The organism is Herbaspirillum sp. WGmk3, assembly GCF_023952535.1.
GTDB classification, from domain to species: domain Bacteria; phylum Pseudomonadota; class Gammaproteobacteria; order Burkholderiales; family Burkholderiaceae_D; genus Herbaspirillum; species Herbaspirillum huttiense.
This window is the reverse complement of record NZ_JAKYWT010000004.1, coordinates 595,628-616,520: the sequence shown is the minus strand read 5'-3', so window position 1 is coordinate 616,520 and position 20,893 is coordinate 595,628. Positions and strand designations below refer to the sequence as shown.

At 64.3% G+C, this 20,893-nt stretch carries 17 protein-coding genes; 7 read left to right on the top strand and 10 right to left on the bottom strand.

All coding sequences use genetic code 11. The annotated features are described in order from the left end of the window. Positions 1-45: 45 nt before the first annotated feature. From MKD49_RS18345 to MKD49_RS18320, 6 genes are all read right to left on the bottom strand, one after another. Entirely contained in the window at positions 46-1,863 is a 1,818-nt protein-coding gene (locus MKD49_RS18345) for an ATP-binding protein (protein WP_252697016.1), read from the bottom strand. Positions 1,864-1,866: 3 nt separating this feature from the next. Continuing rightward, entirely contained in the window at positions 1,867-2,478 is a 612-nt protein-coding gene (locus MKD49_RS18340; protein WP_252697015.1) for a response regulator transcription factor, read from the bottom strand. Positions 2,479-2,605: 127 nt separating this feature from the next. Next, positions 2,606-4,087, bottom strand: a complete 1,482-nt coding sequence (locus MKD49_RS18335; RefSeq protein WP_252697014.1) for a PAS domain S-box protein — start codon at positions 4,085-4,087, stop codon at positions 2,606-2,608. After that, positions 4,074-5,042: an HDOD domain-containing protein gene (locus tag MKD49_RS18330; protein ID WP_121037892.1), complete on the bottom strand. Its 969-nt coding sequence runs from the start codon at positions 5,040-5,042 to the stop codon at positions 4,074-4,076. The genes MKD49_RS18335 and MKD49_RS18330 overlap by 14 nt, the downstream gene beginning before the upstream one ends. Then, positions 5,039-6,076 (bottom strand): HD domain-containing phosphohydrolase, encoded by a 1,038-nt coding sequence (locus MKD49_RS18325; protein WP_039788967.1) that lies wholly within the window; start codon positions 6,074-6,076, stop codon positions 5,039-5,041. Before MKD49_RS18325 ends, MKD49_RS18330 begins: the two co-directional genes overlap by 4 nt. Beyond that, positions 6,057-8,255, bottom strand: coding sequence for an ATP-binding protein (locus MKD49_RS18320; protein ID WP_252697041.1), 2,199 nt, complete (start codon positions 8,253-8,255; stop codon positions 6,057-6,059). Before MKD49_RS18320 ends, MKD49_RS18325 begins: the two co-directional genes overlap by 20 nt. Positions 8,256-8,623: 368 nt before the next feature. Here MKD49_RS18320 and MKD49_RS18315 point away from each other — a divergent pair, with 368 nt between their 5' ends. Beyond that, positions 8,624-8,923: a hypothetical protein gene (locus MKD49_RS18315; RefSeq protein ID WP_121037898.1), complete on the top strand. Its 300-nt coding sequence runs from the start codon at positions 8,624-8,626 to the stop codon at positions 8,921-8,923. A gap of 22 nt (positions 8,924-8,945) precedes the next feature. Here the strand turns inward: MKD49_RS18315 and chrA are convergent, their stop codons facing one another. After that, positions 8,946-10,190 carry a chromate efflux transporter gene (gene chrA, locus MKD49_RS18310; protein WP_252697013.1) on the bottom strand — a complete coding sequence of 415 codons (1,245 nt, stop codon included), beginning with the start codon at positions 10,188-10,190 and terminating at the stop codon, positions 8,946-8,948. A gap of 272 nt (positions 10,191-10,462) precedes the next feature. On the opposite strand from chrA, the gene yajC reads away from it, so the two are divergent. The 4 genes from yajC to tcdA all read left to right on the top strand — a co-directional run bounded on the left by yajC (position 10,463) and on the right by tcdA (position 14,861). Beyond that, positions 10,463-10,795 (top strand): preprotein translocase subunit YajC, encoded by a 333-nt coding sequence (gene yajC, locus MKD49_RS18305; RefSeq protein ID WP_088757356.1) that lies wholly within the window; start codon positions 10,463-10,465, stop codon positions 10,793-10,795. A gap of 164 nt (positions 10,796-10,959) precedes the next feature. Then, positions 10,960-12,864 carry a protein translocase subunit SecD gene (gene secD / locus MKD49_RS18300; protein WP_121037904.1) on the top strand — a complete coding sequence of 635 codons (1,905 nt, stop codon included), beginning with the start codon at positions 10,960-10,962 and terminating at the stop codon, positions 12,862-12,864. 70 nt (positions 12,865-12,934) lie between these two features. Continuing rightward, on the top strand, positions 12,935-13,879 hold the full coding sequence (secF, locus tag MKD49_RS18295; protein WP_039788956.1) for a protein translocase subunit SecF: 945 nt from the start codon (positions 12,935-12,937) through the stop codon (positions 13,877-13,879). 133 nt (positions 13,880-14,012) lie between these two features. Further along, positions 14,013-14,861, top strand: coding sequence for a tRNA cyclic N6-threonylcarbamoyladenosine(37) synthase TcdA (gene tcdA / locus MKD49_RS18290; RefSeq protein WP_252697012.1), 849 nt, complete (start codon positions 14,013-14,015; stop codon positions 14,859-14,861). Between the two features lie 18 nt (positions 14,862-14,879). Here the strand turns inward: tcdA and MKD49_RS18285 are convergent, their stop codons facing one another. Together MKD49_RS18285 and MKD49_RS18280 are read right to left on the bottom strand one after the other, a co-directional pair. Then, on the bottom strand, positions 14,880-15,818 hold the full coding sequence (locus MKD49_RS18285) for a DMT family transporter (protein WP_252697011.1): 939 nt from the start codon (positions 15,816-15,818) through the stop codon (positions 14,880-14,882). Positions 15,819-15,973: 155 nt separating this feature from the next. After that, a complete protein-coding gene (locus MKD49_RS18280; RefSeq protein WP_252697010.1) occupies positions 15,974-16,534 on the bottom strand; it encodes a DUF4337 domain-containing protein in 561 nt (186 codons plus the stop codon). Positions 16,535-17,112: 578 nt separating this feature from the next. Between MKD49_RS18280 and katG the strand changes: the two genes are divergently transcribed. Together katG and MKD49_RS18270 are read left to right on the top strand one after the other, a co-directional pair. Further along, positions 17,113-19,362 carry a catalase/peroxidase HPI gene (gene katG, locus MKD49_RS18275; RefSeq protein WP_121037916.1) on the top strand — a complete coding sequence of 750 codons (2,250 nt, stop codon included), beginning with the start codon at positions 17,113-17,115 and terminating at the stop codon, positions 19,360-19,362. 165 nt (positions 19,363-19,527) lie between these two features. Next, entirely contained in the window at positions 19,528-20,106 is a 579-nt protein-coding gene (locus tag MKD49_RS18270) for a phosphonate degradation HD-domain oxygenase (protein WP_034332666.1), read from the top strand. Here the strand turns inward: MKD49_RS18270 and MKD49_RS18265 are convergent. After that, the gene (locus MKD49_RS18265) at positions 20,094-20,858 is read right to left on the bottom strand and encodes an AraC family transcriptional regulator (RefSeq protein WP_252697009.1); all 765 of its coding nucleotides are present in this window, start codon (positions 20,856-20,858) and stop codon (positions 20,094-20,096) included. The genes MKD49_RS18270 and MKD49_RS18265 overlap by 13 nt on opposite strands. Between the last annotated feature and the right edge of the window lie 35 nt (positions 20,859-20,893).

Genomic DNA, 20,893 nt, shown 5'->3' with positions numbered 1-20,893 from the left:
GTCAATGCGCTGATGTGTTGGTGCCCGCCATTGCGCATCAACACATCATTGCGGATGCACGCCGCCAGCCTTCGCCGCCAGCCGCAGCAGTGCCTCCCACAATTGCGCCGGGGCCACCGGTTTGTGCAGCATGGGAATGCCGCTTTCGCTGGCTTCGCGCAGCCGGGCCGGTGCCGTATCCCCGGTGATGAGCAGCGCACCGACATGCTCCCGGCTGGCAGCGCGGACTGCCGCAATGGCTTCGGTGCCATTGCGATGCGCACGCAGGCGGTAGTCGCTGATGACCACGTCGAATTCCTGTGAGTGGGCCAGCGCTTCGGCCTCTTCCAGGCCTTCGACGTCGATGCAATGGCAGCCCCATTGGCCCAGCAGCTGCGCCATGCTGTCGCGCACACGCTGGTCGTCATCGATCAGCAGGATGCGCAGGCCGTGCAGGTCGCGCTGTGCCGTGAGTGCCGGTGCCGGCTTGCCCGCCTGCGCCGGCAGCGGCATGAGCGCCGCCGGCAGTTGCAGCCGGAAGACACTCCCTCGTCCCGGCCGTGACTGGACCGTCAGCTGCAAGCCCTGCATCTTCGCCAATCCCTCGGCAATCGCCAGACCCAGGCCCATCCCCTTGTTGTGATCGCGTTCCGGATTGCCCAGCTGGTGGAATTCGCGAAAGATTTCCTGCTGCTGCTCCGGCGCGATGCCGATGCCGGTATCCCATACCTCCAGCCACACCTGTGGACCCCGCTGACGGCAGGCCACCAGCACGCCACCTCGTTCGGTATAGCGGATCGCATTGGACACCAGATTGCGCAGGATCAGTTCGGTCAGCCCCGCATCGGCGCTGGCCACTGCCTGGCTCTCGCGGGTGCGGAACACCAGACCCTTGGCCTCGGCCTGCGCGGCCATCTCGCGGCTGATGCGATGGATCAGCGCCTGCGGGCGGAAAGGGGCCAGCTGCGGTGTCACCACGCCCGCTTCGATGCGTGAGTAATCCAGCAGGGTGTGCAGCATGTCGGCGCAATTGTCGGCGGCATTGCGCAGGCGGCCGACCACCTCGCGCTGCATGGGATCGAGCGGGGTATTGGACAGCACTTCCAAGAACAGCCCCTGGGCATGGATGGGTTGCCGCAGGTCGTGGCTGGCCCCGGCCAGGAAACGCGACTTGGCGGCATTGGCCTGTTCGGCTTGCTGCAGGGCCTGCTGGGTTTTTTCGGATTCGCGCTGCAGGCGCTCGATGAGCGCATTGTTCTCGAAGCGCAGCATGATGGCCGCGCGCGCCGCACCTGCACTGTTGCGCGCCTGGACCATGAGCGAGGCGACGTAGAGCAGGGCGGCCACGGCCAGTACCTCAAGTGCGTCTTCATGCGTATGCCAGGCGCTGGCCGCCAGCATGCCCAGCTCCACCAGGCAGAAGGAGACGAAGGCCGGCAGCACCGGCGACAGGATCGACATGGAATTGCCGGCCACCCCCGCCAGCACCCCGATGAGCAGGATGCTGCCACCCGGGCTGGCGGTATCCAGCGCCAGCGGTGCCAACAGGCCCCAGGCGGCACCATCGATGCCATGCAACACGACCAGGCGGCGCTTGATCAGGTCGATGTTGGCGGGCGTGATTTCCATGCGCAACATGCGCCGCGCATCGGCGTAGTCGAACAGCTTGGAGGCGATTACCCCGGCAGCCCACCCCAGCAGTGGCCACAGACCGGCGCTCTCGCGCAGTGCATAGGCCACCAGCAGCGCCACCAGAATGCCCGGCAGCACCGAGCTGCCCAGATTGCCGCACAACAGCCGCACCTGCTCCACGCGGACGCGGTGCAGCGTGTCGTCGCCCGCCGCGTGCACAGGTGCGCTCCCCAGCGCGCCGTCGCTCTTCATGCGTTAGCTCACCAGGCCGCGCCGGCGGGCGGCAAAGGCGGCTTCGGCGCGGTTGTCCACGTCCAGGGCCAGCAGGATGGCCTGGACATGGCCGCGGATGGTGTTTTCCGAGAGATTGAGCCGGCGGCCGATGGCCTTGTTGGTCAGGCCTTGGCTGAGCAGGCCCAGTACCTCGTACTGGCGTGGCGTGAACTGGGGTTTGCCGGTGGCATCGGCGGCGACATCGGCCACAGGGAGGACATGCCGTCCGCCAGCCACCTCCAGCAAGACCCGCAGGATGTGGTCAGCGGTGGCTGCCTTGGAGACGAAGGCGGCCGCGCCGCGCCGGGTGGCTTCACGCACGGTTTCGTCGGTATCGTCGGCGGAAAGAATGATGACCGGCACCTGCGGCCACTTGCGCGCCAGCACGGACATGCCGTCGATGCCATTGAGCCCGCCCAGCTGGATGTCCAGCAGCACCATGCCGGGCGGCTGGCCGTCCTCAAGGCGCATGGCGTCCTCCAGCGAGGCGGCCTCGCCGATGTTGGCTTGCGGCAAGGCGGCCTGCAGCACCAGCCGCAGGCCGCAACGAAAGAGCGCATGATCGTCAATGATCAGGAGACGTGAAGTCGGCATGTTTGGAAACCCTCCCGCAGCCATGCTCCCCACGGGAAGCAGCCTTCGGAAACTGTTTTTGTTGTGCCGCGATTCTACGCTGTTGTGGTGGATTGGCGCACGCCGAGATGTCACGGCATGCGCTGGCTCAAGTGCTCTCTTCGAGGCAGAGCGTGAAACGGCTGCCGGTCCCGACCCGGCTTTGTACCGTAATCGTGCCGCCCATGTGGTTGGCAAGCTTCTGGCTCAGGTAGAGGCCCTGGCCCATGCCCTCGTGCTTGCGCGAGGCGGTGGCGTCGAGCTGGGTGAAGGCGCGAAACAGCTTCTGCTGGTCCTGTTCGCTGATGCCGCAGCCGCTGTCGCTGACCTCGATCCAGCTGGTCAGGGTCTTGTCGTGGCGTTGCTGGCGCAGCTTCACCAGCACCTGGCCGCGATCGGTGAACTTGATCGCGTTGCCGACCAGGTGCATCAGGATCTGCGCCAGGGCGCGCCGGTTGGCATGGATGCGCACTTCGCCCGCATAGGGTGCCAGCTCCAGCTGCAAGCCTTTCTTCATTGCGGCCGGGCGCACTACGGCCACGGCTTCCTCGATCAGTTCCGAGCAGAGCAGGGCCTCGGGGATCAGGTCTTCCGCCTCGGCCTCCATGCGCGAGACATCCAGCAGGCTGGTGATCAGTCCCAGCAGATGCTGGGCGCTTTCGTGCACGGTCTGCAGCTGTTGTTCCTGCTCGGCCGTGAGCGGTCCGCCCATGCGTGTGAGCAGGATTTCGGTAAAGCCCAGGATGGCGTTCAGGGGCGTGCGCAGCTCGTGCGAGGTATTGGCCAGGAAGCGGTTGCGCGACTCCACGGCCTCCTGCAAGGCGCGGTTCTTTTCTGCCAAATCTTCTTCGATGCGCTTGCGGTCACTGATGTCGCGCACGGCGATCATGAGGAAGGTCTCGCCCTCGATGGCCAGCGGGCTCAGGCTGACGTCAACCGGGAATTCGCTGCCATTGCGCTTGAGCCCGCACAGGTCGGGCGTGGTATTGCTGGCCGGAGCGGCGCGGCCGGACAGGTACTCCGCCAGGTTTTGCGCATGCATGGCCAGGAAGCGCTGCGGGATCAGGACATCGATGGCACGGCCGGTCAGTTCGCCAACCTCCCAGCCGAACAGCTCGCCGGCGCGGCGATTGGCCAGCACCACGCGGTCCAGCGCGTTGACCACGATGATGCCGTCGGGCAGCGAATCATAAAGCCCGTGGACACTGGCCGCGATCAGGCTGATGTCACGCTGCACCGTGGCCTGGCTGATGTCCCGCTTGCAGGACAGCACGTATTGCGGTTGCCCTTGCTCATCGCGCAACAGCTTGTTGGAGACTGACAGGTGCAAGAGCGAGCCGTCCTTGCGGCGGCGGATGGACTGGCATTCGGCCCGGCCCAGCGCCAGCGTATCGGCGAACACCCGCTCTTCCTCTGCGCGCCGCTCGGGCGGCACGATGAAGTCCGCCAGATGCTGGCCCAGCACTTCCTGGCCGCTGTAGCCGAAGATCTGTTCGGCGCAGCGGTTCCAGTAGACCACGCCGCCTTGCATGTCCATGAGGACATAGGCGTCGGGTGCTTCGCTGAGCAGCAGTTGTTCAAGTGCCTGCATCGTCTCCGCCGACGGCCTCTTGCAGGCGCAGCAGTTTGTCGTGGACCTGCCCCGGGAGACCCTGCCACAGGGTCTTGGCGGTCAGGTGCATGGTCTGGGTCCAATCCTGCCAGTCCTCCCCTGCGGCCTGATACAGCGCCGGGAAATCATTCGGTGCCAGTTGCAGTTGCGGCAGCGCCCGCGCGATCTTGGGCAGGGCGGCCTCGGCTACCTGCGGTGTGCCGCAGCCCAGTTCGGCCATGGCGGCCGAGAGATACAGGGTCCAGATGATTTCCAGCGGGCGCGGAGCCGGCAGCTCCTCCGGCAGGGCCGGGGCTTCGTAGTGCAGCACGGCATCGCAGAACAGTTCCGGGATCTTCCAGTCCTGCATCAGTGCCGCCGCGATGTTGAGGTGATTGAAGCCAAACAGCGATTGTTCCATCGCCAGTTGCCCCGACGGTTCCAGCGGGCGCGTCAGCAGCGACGAATAGCCGGCCGGATGGGCCGAGGCCAGGGTCAGCTTGCCGATGTTGGCCAGCAGGCCGGTGGTGAACATTTCTCCCAGCGGTGCCACGCGGGTGTGGCCACTGATGGCCTGGGCACTGCAGGCCATGGCGAAGCTGTGGGCCCAGAAGGCCGGCAGCTTGAAGTTGGCGCAGGAGGCCGGGGCCGTCGTTTCCGCCAGCGACAGCGCCAGGGCCAGCTGGCGCACGGCCTGCAGGCCGACCAGCAGCATGCTGTCCATGCTGACCGAGGCGATCGGGCGCACGCGGTCGGCATTGAGTACGTTGACGATGCGGATGATGCGCCCGGACAGGGCCGGATCGGCCTGCACCAGGTGGATCAGTTCATGCATGTCGGGATCATCCTGCGCACACAGGCGCATGATGGTCAGGCGCACCCCGCCGGGCGAGGGCAGGGCTTGGGCGCTCCTGAGCTTCTCGAACAGCGTGGGTTCAATGAAGGTGAGCATCATTTGCCGTCCTGGTTGCGGTTGTAGATATCGACCACTTCCTCCCAGCCGGCAAAGAAGGCTTCCACGCAGCGCGGATCGAAGTGGCTGCCCGCATTGTCGCGCAGATAACGCGCCGCGTCTTCCAGGCTCCAGCCTTTTTTGTAAGGACGCGAGGAGGTCAGCGCGTCGAACACGTCGGCCACGGCCACGATGCGGCCATACAAAGGAATGTCGTCGCCCTTTATCCCATTGGGGTAGCCGCTGCCATCCCATTTTTCATGATGGGTCTCGGCGATCCGGGAGGCGGTCTGCAGCAGTGAGGACGGACTGCCGCGCAAGATGTCGGCACCGATCTGCGCGTGCAGGCGCATGACCTTCAGTTCTTCCTCGTCCAGCCGTCCGGGTTTGAGCAGGATATGGTCGGGGATGCCCATCTTGCCGATGTCGTGCATGGGGGAGGCCGCCAGCAGCAGGTCCTGCTCCTCCTTGGGCAAGCCGAGATGGGCGGCGATGATGCGGGTGTAATTGGACATGCGCACCAGGTGTTCGCCCGTTTCCGGATCGCGATAGCCGGCCGCGCGCGAGAGCAGATCCACCGAATTGAGCGCCAGACTGGTGCTCTGCTGCGCCTTCTGCTCCACCTCTTCAGACAAGTCTTCGATCTTCCGGCTCATGGCCAGCTGCGACTTGCGCATGGCCAGCATGTTCTTCACCCGCGCCAGCAGTTCCACCCGGTTCACCGGCTTCGACAGGAAATCATTGGCCGACATCTGCAGCGCCTTGTGCCGCACCTGCAGGCCCATGTCGGCGGTGATCATGATGACCGGCGTCATTTCCTGGCCCGGCATGGCGCGAAAACGCGAGAGGAAATCGAGGCCATCCATGCCCGGCATCATGTAGTCCAGCAGGATCAGGTCCGGATCGTGGCTGCCGCACCAGTCCAGCGCTTCATACGCATCGGGGCAGGTGCTGATGCTGGTATCGGGCAACTGCGCCAGCATGTGCGTGAATAGCGACAGATTGGTCTTGTCGTCGTCAACGATCAGAATCTTCATGTGTTCCCCCGGCCCTCTCTTTTAGGTGTTGTCGCAAGGCGGAGAAGGCGCTTGCGCACTCCTCGGCGAGCTTGCGCACGTGTGCCAGTTCGCCCTGGCGTGCCGCCAATTCCATGTTGCGTCCCGCCTGTCCCAGCGCCTGGATGCCCAGGTTCAGGCAGCTGCCCGCCAGCCGGTGGCCCAGCGCCTGGATCTCGCCCAGCAGCGGATCGCTGGCCTGGCAATGCCGCGCCAGATCGTCCATGACCGGCGTAGTGTGTTCGACGAACATGTCCAGCATCTGGCCAGCCAGCACGGTGTCCTCGCCGAACAGTTCCTGCAGGCGGCTCTCGTCGAGCATGAGCGGCGCAGCACCGGTGTCGGCGGCCGCTTCCTGCGCCGCCGGCAGGTAATGCTCCAACATCGCCGCCAGTTGCGAGCGCAGCAAAGGCTTGGTCAGGTAATCGTCCATACCGGCCTCCAGGCACTGTTCCCGATCCCCGGCCATGGCATTGGCGGTCATCGCGACAATGGGGGTGTGGGCCAGCTCGCCCTGCAGACGCCGGATGCGGCGCGTGGTTTCGTAGCCATCCAGCACCGGCATCTGGCAATCCATCAGGATCAGCGCGTAAGCGCGCCGTGCCAGCTTCTCCAGCGCCTCCGCACCGTTGGAGGCGATATCGACCGCGTAGCCCATGGCATTGAGCTGGTACACCGCCACCTTCTGGTTCATCACGTTGTCTTCCACCAGCAGGAGTTCGCGCTGTTCCTGCTGCCCCTGTTGCCCCGGATGGGACGCCCGGGCCGGGCGCGCTGCCGTCAATTCCCCGTCGGCCGCATCCTTGCCTCCCGCCTGCGGATCGACCGCACGCAGCAGCTGTTGCTTGCGCAGCGGCAACTGCAGGGCTGGCGACGTTGATTTTCCGTCTATATTAAGGCCGTGTACGCCATGGTCAAGCAGCACGCACGTAACTGTCGGCCTTTCCGCGTGCAGGCGTGCCAGCACTGCGGCCGGCGGCACATCCCGGATCTCGCTGCTGACGATGAGGGTATCGATGCCGGTGGCCGTGGCCGCCGGGCCGGTCAGCGCCGCCAGGGCGTCGCTGGCACTGCTGTAGCGCACCGTTTCCAGCCCGGCCCCGCGCAGGTATTCGTGCAGCATGGCGGCACTGGCATCGTGCGTTTCGAGCAGGGCCACCTGTCGTTTTTTGGCTGCATGCGGACGGGTGGCGAACTGCGCGGGTTGCGCCACGGGAATGCCCAGTTCGAACCAGAAGCAGGAACCGTTACCGGGCGTGCTCTCCACGCCGATCTTGCCGCCCATCAGTTCCACCAGGCGCTTGCAGATCGACAGGCCCAGGCCGGTGCCGCCGTATTGGCGGGTGACCGAGTTGTCGGCCTGCGAGAAGGGCGAGAACAGGCGGCGCAGCGTATCGTCATCCATGCCGATGCCGCTGTCGCGCACCTCGAAACGCACCCGGCAGTGATCGCCCGACACGTGCAAGGCCTGCACCCGCAGCAGCACTTCGCCCACATGGGTGAACTTGAGCGCGTTGCCCAGCAGGTTCAGGAGGACCTGGCGGATGCGTCCGGGGTCGCCCAGCAGCCGCACCGGCAGGCGCGGATCGACGTGCGCCAGCAAGCGCACGCGCTTTTCGTGCGCCTTGAAGGACAGCGCTTCGGCGCTGGCTTCCACCACTTCCAGCAGGTCGAACTCGACCACGGCGATGTCCATCTTGCCGACGTCGATCTTGGAGAAGTCCAGCACGTCATTGACGATGCCCAGCAGGGCATTGGCCGAATCCTCGATGGCCTTGGCGAATTCGGCTTGCTGCGTATCCAGGCGCGTGGTGCGCAACAGTCCGGCCATGCCCAGTACCGCATTCATGGGTGTGCGGATTTCGTGGCTCATGGTGGAGAGGAAGGCCCCGCGCGTGAGCATGGCCTGGTCGGCCGCTTCCTTGGCCAGGACCAGGTTGCGCGCGGCACGCTGATGGTCGCGCAGCAGGCGCAGCAGGATCAGGGCCCGTACCAGCCACAGCGCCAGCAGTCCCACGATCAGCCAGGGCGGCAGGTCGGCATGCCACAGCGCGGCCACCGTCAGCACGGCAAAGCCGGCCTCGGCCAGCGCCAGCGGCAAACGCCCGTCGCGCGGGCGCGCCGGGGCGTGCTGCGCATTGTTGTGGGTGCTGCCTGGCATCACGAGCTTGTCTCCATGTTTCCCGACTCCGGTTCGATTCCGCCCGCAAGTGCGAAGAGGCAGTGCGGGTTTGGATGGAATCAATTATAACGAATCGGTTCATAAATTGCCGAAATTGTTTTATTTGTTCCACTGGAGAAGCCCGTCTGTGGTCAAAATGCGGCACAATGATGAGCTTGTCATTGCGATAATAATTGGCCTCTGTCACGCTGCTGCTGGTACTGCGCGGCTTCCGCTGCAAGTTTGAAATAAGCGATATTGTTATTTTGTTCTGTCAAATTAATTTTATTGATTTATTCGATTAATTTATTTAAGATGACAGCACAACCAAACAATGCAGTGGCCCAACCCGACAAGGAGCCCGCACCATGGCACATCCCCCCTCGATGGCACGCGCCCGACTGGCCCGTCCTGACCTGCTGCGCTGGCATGCCGCGCTGCTTCTGCTCACGCTTGGCTGCTGGGCCTGGCCGCATTTGCAGGCGGCCACCACGGCCAAGCTCTCCATCTCGGTGCTGGTGACTACGCGCTGCAACGTGGTGGTCAATATCATCAATGGCATGGCGGCCGTGACCAATACCTGTGGTGCCGCGCCGGTGGGTAGCCCGGATGGGCGTGCCTTCCTGCTGGTGAACCAGCAGGAGCGTTCGGTGGTGGTGGTTTACTGAGTCCGCTGCAACTGCTCGCCAGTCAGATCCCGGCCAGCGCCGGCAGGGCCGCGGCCAGCACCGCCAGCAGCACGACCGCCCAGGAGGGCAGTTTCAGCCACACCAGAGCAGCAAAGGCCGCCAGCGCAATGAGCAGGTCACGCCCGCCGAAGATGGCGCTGGTCCACACCGGCTGGTAGAGCGCTGCCAGCAGCAATCCCACCACCGCGGCATTGACGCCCGCCAGCACCGCCTGCATCGCGGCCTGACGGCGTACCGCATCCCAGAACGGCAGCAGCCCGGTCACCAGCAGGAAGGACGGCGCAAAGATGGCCAGCAGGCAAAGTACGCCACCGGCCACCCCATTGGGCCAGGAAGACATCACCACGCCCAGATAGGCCGCCAGTGTGAAGAGCGGGCCGGGGATCGCCTGGGCTGCGCCATAACCGGCCAGGAAAACATCCTTGTCGACCCACCCCGTGGGCACCAGCTCGGCCTGCAACAGCGGCAGCACCACATGGCCGCCCCCGAAGACCAGGGAACCGACGCGATAGAAGATGTTGATCTGCTGCAGCCAGGCCGCCGGATGGAGCGCGGCCAGCAGCGGAATGCCCGCCAGCAGGACGAAGAACAGCAGCAGGCAGGCACGCCCCGTGCGGCGGCTGACCACCAGCGGCAGGTGTTCCTGCAGCGCAAGCTGCGGGCCGTGCAGCAGCAGCCGTCCGGCCAGACCGGCGGCCACGATCACGCCCAGCTGTACCAGGCTGCCCTGCAGCTGCCACGCCGCCAGCGCAGCCAGCGCCATGATGGCCAGGCGTACCGGACCGCGGCACAGCGTCTGCGCCATCCCCCATACCGCCTGCGCCACGATGGCCACGGCCACGATCTTCAAGCCGTGCACCACCTCCCCGGAGAGCCAGTGCGCATCCTCCAGCACCGACAAGGCCACCACCATCAGCAGCAGCGCCGAGGGCAGCGTAAAGCCCAGCCAGGCCGCCAGCGCACCGCGATAGCCGCCCCGGATCAGGCCGATGGCCAGCCCGACCTGGCTGCTGGAGGGGCCGGGCAGGAATTGGCACATGGCTACCAGGTCGGCATAGGTCTGTTCGGACAGCCAGCGCCGCCGGGCCACGAACTCATGGCGGAAATAGCCGAGATGGGCGGCCGGCCCGCCAAAGGAGGTCAGCCCCAGCCGCAGGAAGACCAGAAAGATCGCCCACGCCGGTTGGCGCGGGGCGGCGGGCACGGCAGTGGGGGTGGCGGGTTCGGGAGCGGGGGAGGCAGGCATGCGGTGTCGGATCGGGGTGAATCGGGCGCGCGGGGCAGGAGGCCGGCGCGCCGTCTATATTAGGGGCGGCTTGAGGGCGAAATGAAGCTTTTTTCATGTGCCCTGCCATTTCATGCGGGATACGCCGCTTTTCCAGTTTGCGCAGGTGACAAAAAAGGCCGATTTTGCCTGGTGCCCCCTTGATCTGCGGCAATGCACCCCGATTTGGCGGTTTGGTGCCTGCGCAGTGCTAGAATGCAGGGCTATTTTTCAATCAACCTTTGGAGCCTTACGTGTTTATTTCCGACGCATACGCGCAAACGGCCGCAGCAGCCCCTGGTGGCGCGATGGGCAACCTGGCCAGCTTCCTGCCGATCATCCTGATGTTCGTGGTCCTGTATTTCCTGATGATCCGCCCGCAGATGAAGCGTCAGAAAGAACAGAAAGCCATGATGGACGCACTGGGCAAGGGCGACGAAGTCGTCACCTCCGGTGGTCTGCTGGGCCGCATCACCAAGGTGGCCGATGGCTACATCACCATCGAAGTCTCCGAAGGCACCGAAGTCATCGTGCAAAAGGGCGCTGTCACCACCTTGCTGCCCAAGGGCACCATCAAGGGCCTGTAATCGGCCTCACCGGTTGGCCGGCCTGAACCGGCGAACCCATGGGCGCATCGCTGATGCGCCCATGTCGTTAGAACGGTGTGCAGAAACTTCCGGTTCCTGGCACCCGTTCTGAACAGGGCGGCAGGTCCCTGCCTCCCTCTCCCGCAAGCAAGAAGCACAAGACCATGAATCGTTACTCTCTCTGGAAATACGCACTGATCGTCCTGGCCCTGCTGTTCGGCGTGATCTATACCGTCCCGAACTTCTTCGGCGAATCCCCCGCGGTGCAGATCAGCAGTGCCAAGTCGACCCTGAAGGTCGAGCCTGCCGTGGCCGGCCGTGTCGATCAGATCCTGAAACAAGGCAATCTCGGCGCAGAGAGCGTGGCGTTCGACAATGCCGGTTCGCAGCCTTCGGTGCGCGCCCGCTTTGCCACCACCGACATCCAGTTCAAGGCCAAGGCCCTGCTGGAGAAGGAACTCAATACCGACCCCAGCGACCCGACCTACATCGTCGCCTTCAACCTGCTGCCCAATACCCCGCAATGGCTGCAAAGCCTGCACGCCTTCCCGATGTACCTGGGCCTGGACTTGCGCGGCGGCGTGCACTTCCTGATGCAGGTCGACATCAAGGCGGTCCTGAACAAGCGCCTGCAAGGCATGCAAGCCAGCGTGCGCAGCCTGCTGCGTGACAAGAACATCCGCCACAGCGGCATCAACCGCTCGGGCGACAGCATCGAGATTTCCTTCCGCGATGCCGATACCCGCAACAAGGCCCGCGCCGCCCTGGGCGAGCTGCAGGAAATGCTGCTCACCGACGCCGGCAGCGGCGATGACCTCAAACTCATCGCCACCCTGCGTCCGGAAGCCCTGAAGCAGACTCAGGAAGACGGCGTCAAGCAGAACATCAGCACCCTGTCCAAGCGTGTCAACGAACTGGGCGTGGCCGAGCCGCTGATCCAGCGCCAGGGCGCCGACCGCATCGTGGTCGAGCTGCCGGGCGTGCAGGACGTCTCGCGTGCCAAGGACATCATCGGCCGTACCGCCACTCTGGAAGTGCGCATGGTCGATGAAAGCGTGGTGCGCGGCACCGAAGAAACCTCGGCCATCCCCTTCGGCTCCGAACTGTTCAAGATCGGCAAGGGCGCACCCGTGGTGCTGAACAAGGAACCGGTGCTGACCGGCGACTACATCTCCAACGCCTCGGCCAGCTTCGATGAAAACCACCAGCCGGCGGTGAGCATCGACTTGAACGGCGACGGCGGCCGCAAGATGCGTGAAGCCACCCGTGACAAGGTCGGCAAGGCCATGGCCATCGTCCTGTTCGAAAAGGGCAAGGGCGAAGTGCTGACCGTGGCCACGATCCGTTCCGAACTGGGTTCGCGCTTCCAGATCACCGGCATGGGTTCGCCCGAAGCGGCCAGCGACCTGGCCCTGCTGCTGCGTGCCGGTTCGCTGGCCGCACCGATGGACATCATCGAAGAGCGCACCATCGGCCCGCAACTGGGTGCCGACAACATCAAGAAGGGCTTTGATTCGGTGCTGTATGGCTTCCTGGCCATGGCCGTCTTCATGGTGATCTACTACCAGCTGTTCGGTTTCTTCAGCGCCCTGGCGCTGTCGGTGAACGTGCTGCTGCTGGTGGCGCTGCTGTCCACGCTGCAGGTCACGCTGACCCTGCCGGGTATTGCCGCCATCGCGCTGGCACTCGGTATGGCGATCGACTCCAACGTGCTGATCAACGAACGCATCCGTGAAGAACTGCGCGCCGGCAATTCGCCGCAGGCAGCGATTGCCGCCGGTTTCGACCGTGCGTGGGCGACCATCCTGGACTCCAACGTGACCACCCTGATCGCCGGCCTGGCGCTGCTGATCTTCGGCTCCGGCGCGATTCGCGGCTTCGCCGTGGTGCACTGCCTGGGCATCCTGACCTCGATGTTCTCGGCCGTGTTCTTCTCGCGCGGTGTGGTCAACCTCTGGTATGGCCGCAAGAAGCGTCTGTCGGGCCTGGCCATCGGCCAGATCTGGAAGCCCGAGGGCGATGTGCTCTCGACTTCCGGCAAGGCCGCCGCCAAGCGCGACGCCAAGTAATCATCAGCAGCACAGCCAGATTTGAGCCAGGCACCCCGCTGCAGGTGGTGCCGGCACCGAAAGGATAGTGATGGAATTTTTCCGCATCAAAAAAGACATTCCCTTCATGCGTCATGCCCTGATCTTCAATGCGATCTCGGCACTGACCTTCGTGGCCGCGGTGTTCTTCCTGTTCTCCAAGGGATTGCACTTCTCCATCGAATTCACTGGCGGCACGGTCATGGAAGTGGCCTACAACAAGCCGGCCGACCTGGAGAAGATCCGCAAGTCGATTGAAGGACTGGGTTACCGCGACACCCTGGTGCAAAGCTTCGGCACCGCCCAGGACGTGATGATCCGCCTGCCCGCCCAAGCCGGCGTGAACGCCAGCCAGCAGAGCGAAAAGGTCAATGCCGCCCTGAAGGCAGAGGATCCGGACGTGCGCCTGCAGCGCGTGGAATTCGTCGGCCCCCAGGTGGGCGATGAGCTGGCCCATGATGGCCTGCTGGCCCTGGGCATGGTGGTGCTGGGCATCGTGATCTACCTGGCCTTCCGCTTCGAATGGAAGTTCGCGGTGGCGGCGGTGATCGCCAACCTGCACGACATCATCATCATCCTGGGCTTCTTCGCCTTCTTCCAGTGGGAATTCTCGCTGACCGTGCTGGCCGCCATCCTGGCCGTGCTGGGCTACTCGGTCAACGAATCGGTGGTGGTGTTCGACCGGGTGCGCGAAGCCTTCCGTGATCGCCGCTTCGGCAAGCTCTCCGCGCCCGAAGTGCTGAACCACGCGATCACCAGCACCATGTCGCGTACCGTCATCACCCACGGCAGCACCGAAATGATGGTGCTGGCGATGTTCTTCTTCGGTGGCCCGACGCTGCATTATTTCGCGCTGGCGCTGACCATCGGCATCCTGTTCGGTATCTATTCCTCGGTGTTCGTCGCCGCAGCGCTGGCCATGTGGCTGGGCGTGAAGCGCGAAGACCTGATCAAGCCGGTCAAGGTCAAGGACGAAAACGGCGGCGCAGTGGTCTGATTTCCAGATTCACCTGCGTTGCACAGGGAGGGCCGCCGCGATCACGCAGCGGCCCTTTTTCATGAAAGGCCCGCAAAGGCGGGATAATGCTGCTCTTCACGACAGCACATCACTGTATTCCCCTTTTTTCATCATGACCGCATCCATCGATCTGAACGATATCGACTATGAGCGCCGCTTCGGCGGCGTTGCCCGCCTGTACGGCGCGGCAGCCCTGCAACGCTTCGGCCAGGCGCGCGTGTGCGTGGTCGGCGTCGGCGGCGTGGGCTCCTGGATCGTCGAGGCGCTGGCCCGCAGCGCCATCGGCCACCTGACCCTGATCGACCTGGACAACCTGGCTGAATCGAATGTCAATCGCCAGATCCATGCGCTCACCGGCACCCTGGGACAGGCCAAGGTGACGGCCCTGCATGAGCGCATCCGGCAGATCAATCCGACCTGCGTGGTCACCGAGGTGGAGGATTTCGTCGATCCGGAGAATGTCGAGCAGATGCTGGGCGGTGGCCGTTTCGATTACGTCATCGACGCCATCGACAATGTCCCGGCCAAGGTGGCGATGATCGCCTGGTGCCGCAAGAACGGCATGCCCATGGTCACCATCGGCAGCGCCGGCGGGCAGATCGATCCGACTCAGATCGAGATCCGCGACCTGTGCCGTACCGAGCAGGAACCGTTGCTGGCCAAGGTACGCAAGCGCCTGCGTTCACAGCATGGTTTCCCGCGCGGGACCAAGAACAAGTTTCATATCGACGCAGTGTTCTCGACGGAACCGCTGCGTTTCCCTGAACTGGCCGAGGGCGAAGCCTGTGAGATCGCACCGGCGGAAGACCTGGATGTGGGTGAGGATGCCGCCGACAGCACGCAAGCCGGCGTCACAGGGCTGAACTGCGCCGGTTTCGGCTCGGCCATGGTGGTCACGGCTACCTTCGGCCTGGTGGCCGCAGCGCATGTCTTGAAGAAGCTGGCCGAGAAGGCCAGCTAAGCCAGGGTAGGCCGGGCCTCAGTGCCCGCCGCCCTCATCGACCCGGTGCGCGGACACGCACAGCAGCACGCTGACGGTGACCAGCACCATGGCCGCGATCTCCAGCAGGGTCGGCCAGCGCTGTTCCCACAGGAAGCCGTAGAGCAGGGCGAAGAGGGTCTCGAACAGGATCATCTGCCCGATCATGGTCAGTGGCAGCAGGCGGCTGGCCTTGTTCCAGCAGGCATTGCCGAACAGCGATGCAAAGATCGCCACCCCCGCCGACACCGCCACGAAATGCATCCACTCGCTGCCCGCATGCGGCTGCAGCATCACCGTGAAGGCCGGCACTGCGATGAACAGCGACAGCAGCCCCGTGACCACGCCGATCAGCAGATTCCAGTCATGCGCAGAAACTTCATGCAGGCGCGCCAGCCAGCGGCTGTTGCCGACCGCATAGGTGGTCCAGGAGGCCAATGCGGCCAGGGCGCAGAAGAAGCCGATGACACTTTGCTTCATATCGCCTCCAGCCGACCCGGATAGCGACTGCCAGGCCACGCAGGCGATGCCGGCCAGGCCCAAGGCCAGCGACGGGGCCAGCTTGCGCAGCGAGACCGCGCCATGGCCGCGGCTGCCGATGATGCTCACCGCCACCGGCAGGAAGCCGATCACCAGCGAGGTCATGGCCATGCCGCCCAGTTGCACGGCACTGGCCAGGAACACGTAATACACCACATTGCCCAGCAAGCTCAGCCACACCAGCGCGCGCCATTCGGCACGGCCCAGGTGCGGCAGCAGTTTCTTGATGCGCGGCGCGATCAGCAGCGCTGCGAAGAGTCCATAGGCGAGATAGCGCCCGGCCGTCAGTTGCCAGGGCGAGAAGGCGCGCGTCAGTTCAGGTGCCAGGAATACCAGGCCCCAGGCGGCGCCGGCCAGCGCGCCATAGAAAATGCCTTGCAGGATCGTGTTGGAACTCATCGGGAATCAAAGCCAGCCATGTTGCAAAGGGGGGCAGTATGCCCCAGCCGACGCGGGAAGGATTGTTGCAGGCTACGGTTTTCTTGTGGCGGGCGAGGGCAGAAACGAAAACGCCGGCACGAGGCCGGCGTTGGTCTGCTGTGCGGTCAAGCCGTTCAGATCGCGGTGCCGAACAAGCCCGCACCGATAAAGGCCAGCGCCACCACGCCGATGCCCATCGACAGGTAGGCCAGCACGGCCACGCCGGTGATGATGGTGGCCGAGGCCAGCACGATGGCCACTTGCAGCATGCCGGCGGCCATTTCCATCTTTTCGTATTTCTCCATGTAGGCATGCGCCTCATGCTCGGCTTCGCGCGCCTTGTGGGACAGTTCCTTCTTGCCTTCGCCGCTCTTCTCGTCGCTGTCGTAATGGGCGATGGCGTCGTCGAGCTTGGCCACGGCCGCGCTGATGCGTTCATCCTTGGGATTGCCCAGCAAGCTCAGTTGCTGCTTGGCCAGCTGCGCCGCATTGCCGCGCACCGACTTGGCCTGGAAGAAGGACCACAGGTTGGCCGCCTCCTGATGCTTCAGGATGACCTCGGTCTGGTAGGACTTGGACAGGGTTTCGGTAATGGCCAGCACCAGCGCCAGGATGGCGATGAGCAAGGCCAGCTTCTTGTTGCCGGAGGCATGAGCGTGCTCGGCGTGTTCCAGGTTTTCGGTGGCTTCCGTCATGATGGTTCTTGTAATGTGGGAAAAGGAGGATGGCCCGGCGCGCGGGCAGCGTCCCATCAACGATTCACCTCCATATCGGTTGACCTGAAGAATATTGAAACTCGTATTTTCCTGAAGGGCAGGAAGGCAGCTTCCCTCAGGTAAGATTGCCCCTAAAGGCAATGCGCGCATCCGATATTCGCATTTCCTCACGGTCGGGTCGATGGCGTTCTCCGCTGCTGTTGCGCACGGCCTGCACATACAATGTGCCGCAAGTTCAGCAGGAATATTTGCCTTTGGCTACACTGTTCACCCACAAATTCTGAACCTGTGGGATTGGATTTATTGACTGGCATTATACAAAAAGACAATCACGCGATTGTTTTCGATCAATTACATTAATGGTTCTTCGCAAGCACGACCGGAACAAGGCGAAGCTGGCCCCGCAGTACGGCGTCATGGTGCCGTAGCAGAACGCAGTCAGCCTGTCGCTGCAGCACAAGCCGCTATGTCCAGCCAGGCTGGAGGTAGCCACGAAGATGCCCGTTTCCCGGTCCGGGCGTCATGACCCATCGGGTCGATCAACAGGAGAGAACGCAATGTCGAATGAAGCCAAGTGCCCCTTCAACCACACCGCCGGTAGCGGCACCAGCAACCGCGACTGGTGGCCCAAGCAGCTGCGTGTGGATCTGCTGGCCCAGCATTCTTCCAAGTCCAACCCCATGGGTGAGGATTTCAACTACGCCGAAGCCTTCAAGAGCCTGGACCTGGCCGCCGTCAAGGCCGACCTGGCCAAGGTGATGACCGATTCGCAGGACTGGTGGCCGGCCGACTTCGGCCACTATGGTCCGCTGTTCATCCGCATGGCCTGGCACAGTGCCGGTACCTATCGCATCGGCGATGGCCGCGGTGGTGCCGGCCGTGGCCAGCAGCGCTTTGCGCCCTTGAACAGCTGGCCCGACAACGTCAACCTGGACAAGGCACGCCGCCTGATCTGGCCGGTCAAGCAGAAGTACGGCAACAAGATCTCCTGGGCTGACCTGCTGATCCTGACCGGCAACGTCGCGCTGGAAACCATGGGTTTCAAGACCTTCGGTTTCGCCGGTGGCCGCCAGGACGTGTGGGAACCGGACCTGGACGTCTACTGGGGTACCGAATCGACCTGGCTGGGCGGCGATGACCGCTACGGCAAGGGTAAGGCCGGCGCCAGCCACGGCGAGATCACGGCCGATGCCGACCGTCATGGCAATGAGCAGAGCCGCACCGGCCCCACCGGCCGCAACCTGGAAAACCCGCTGGCCGCCGTCCAGATGGGCCTGATCTACGTGAACCCGGAAGGTCCGGAAGGCAACCCTGATCCGGTGGCCGCCGCCCATGACATCCGCGAAACCTTCGCCCGCATGGCGATGGACGATGAAGAAACCGTGGCCCTGATCGCCGGTGGCCACACCTTCGGCAAGACCCACGGTGCAGGCGACGCCAAGCACGTGGGCCGTGAACCGGAAGGCGAGGGCCTGGAACACCAGGGCATGGGCTGGAAGAGCAGCTTCGGCAGCGGCGTCGGTGGCGACACCATCAGCTCCGGCCTGGAAGTGACCTGGACCCAGACTCCGGCCCAGTGGAGCAATTACTTCTTCGAGAACCTGTTCAACTATGAGTGGGAACTGACCAAGAGCCCGGCCGGTGCCCATCAATGGGTGGCCAAGGGCGCCGATGCGGTGATCCCGCACGCCCACGGCGGCGCACCCCTGCGTCCCACCATGCTGACCACGGACTTGTCGCTGCGCTTCGATCCGGCTTACGAAAAGATCTCGCGCCGCTTCCTGGAACACCCGGAGCAGTTCGCTGACGCCTTCGCCCGCGCCTGGTTCAAGCTGACCCACCGCGACCTCGGTCCGCGTGCCCGCTACCTCGGCCCGGAAGTGCCGGCTGAAGAACTGATCTGGCAAGATCCGCTGCCCAAGGCAGAAGGTGCGCCGATTGATGCAGCCGATGTCACGGCCCTGAAGAGCAAGATCCTGGCCTCGGGCCTGTCGGTGAGCGAGCTGGTCTCGACCGCCTGGGCTTCGGCCTCCACCTTCCGGGGGGGCGACATGCGCGGTGGTGCCAACGGTGCGCGTGTGCGCCTGGCGCCGCAGAAGGATTGGGCTGCCAATCAGCCGGCCCAGCTGGCCAAGGTGTTGAAGGCACTGGAAGGCATCCAGTCCGAGTTCAACCAAGGTGCCAAGAAGGTGTCGCTGGCGGACCTGATCGTGCTGGCCGGTAGCGCAGCCGTCGAAAAGGCGGCCAAGGATGCAGGCGTGGCCGTGACTGTACCCTTCAGCGCAGGCCGTGTGGATGCGTCGCAGGAGCAGACGGACGTCGCTTCCTTCGAGCCGCTGGAACCCGTCGTTGATGGTTTCCGCAACTTCCAGAAGCAGCGTTATGCAGTGCGTGCCGAAGACATGCTCATCGACAAGGCCCAGCAACTGACCCTGACCGCGCCGGAAATGACGGTCCTCATCGGTGGCCTGCGCGTGCTGGGCAACACGGTGGGGGGCAGCACCAAGGGTGTGTTCACTTCCAAGGTGGGCGTGCTGTCCAATGACTTCTTCGTCAATCTGCTGGACATGGGCACCGAGTGGAAGTCCACTTCGCCCGCCCAGGAAGAGTTCGAAGGCCGTGATCGCAAGAGCGGTGCCGTCAAGTGGACCGGCACCCGTGTCGACCTGGTGTTCGGCTCCAACGCCGTGCTGCGCGCCCTGGCTGAAGTCTACGCCAGCTCGGACGCCAAGGAAAAGTTCGTCAAGGACTTCGTGGCGGCCTGGGTCAAGGTGATGGATCTGGATCGCTATGACCTGAAGAAGTAAGCAGCAAAGCAGTCAAGCAGTCATGCAGTGAAGCGATGAACGACGGCGGGCCGCAAGGCTCGCCGTTTTTCTTTGCGCGTGCGCATGTCATGGAGATGTCACGGAGTGCGCCGATGCAGGGGCTATAGTGGCGTTCGGTATTTTTCTTCACCTGCGAGGCGCATGATGGCCCTGAGCCTGGATGACATTGCCCTGCTGTTCACACGGCACGGCCACACGCAATACACCGGCGAGCCGGTCACGCAACTGGAACACGCGCTGCAATCGGCGCTGCTGGCCGAGCAGGAGGGCGCAGCGCCCAGCCTGATCGTGGCCAGCCTGCTGCACGATCTCGGCCACCTGCTGGAAGACCTGGGCCAGACGCCCACCCTGGCCGGCATCGATGACCTGCACCAGTATCGCGTGCTGCCTTTCCTGCGCGGCGTCTTCCATGAATCCGTGCTGGCGCCGATTGCCCTGCATGTGGATGCCAAGCGCTACCTGTGCGCCACTGATCCGGACTACTTCGCGCAGCTCTCGGCCGATTCGGTGCGCAGCCTGCAATTGCAGGGCGGGATCTTCGATGTGGAACAGGCGGCGGCTTTCATCGATCGGCCCTATGCCGAGGATGCCGTCAGGTTGCGGCGCTGGGATGATCGTGCCAAGACGGCGGGTTTGCCGACGCCCGATTATGCGCACTATGCAGGCTACTTCAACGAGTGCCTGCTGCGGCCGGGCAAGGCCAGCCGTCCTCAGGGCAAATAACTTTTCCGATACGCTGATGGGGTCGTGCCGCGCAGCTTGCGCAGCGCATGCGTGAGCGCACTCTGGTCGCCATAGCCACAGTGCTGGGCAATCTGCGCCAGCGGCAGGCTGCTGGTGCGCAGCAGCTGGCAGGCCCGGGCCACGCGCACTTCGGCCAGCCAGGCGCGCGGCGACGTGTCCAGTTCAGCGCGAAACCATTCATGCAAACGGCTGGGGGAGATCGCCGCCAGCTCCGCCATCTGCGCCACCGTCCAGGGATGCTCGGCGCGCGCCTCCACCCGTGCCAGCATCAAACGCAGCCGCGACAGCGCCTGCGGCTGCTGCGTGAGCGCGTCCAGCAGCAGGGGAACCCAATGCTGCAGCGTGTTGCCGGCGGGGCGGTTGTCGCTCGCCGCCACCGCCATGAATTCCACCAGTTTCCCGGCGGCGCGGGACAAGGGCAGGAACGGGCGCTGTGCCAGCGCCTCCAGTTGCAGGCTGCCGACCGCATCGGGTGCCAGGTCGACCACCAGCGAACGATTCTCGCCGCCCGCGCGCGTGGCATGCCGCGCACCGGGTTCGACGAAGGCCGCCGTGGCGGTATCGGCCAGGCCTTCACGGCCGGCAATGTCCATCGCCAGATGGCCTGCCAGCGGTAGCACCAGTTGCGGAAAATCATGCCGGTGCGCCAATGACTCCTCCCGATAGCTGCGCAGGTGCAGCTGCGCCACGGGTGGGGCAGTGTCGGGATGCGGTCGCGAGGATGGGATCATGGCGGGCAGGGATGCAAAGCAATCCCGCCATGATA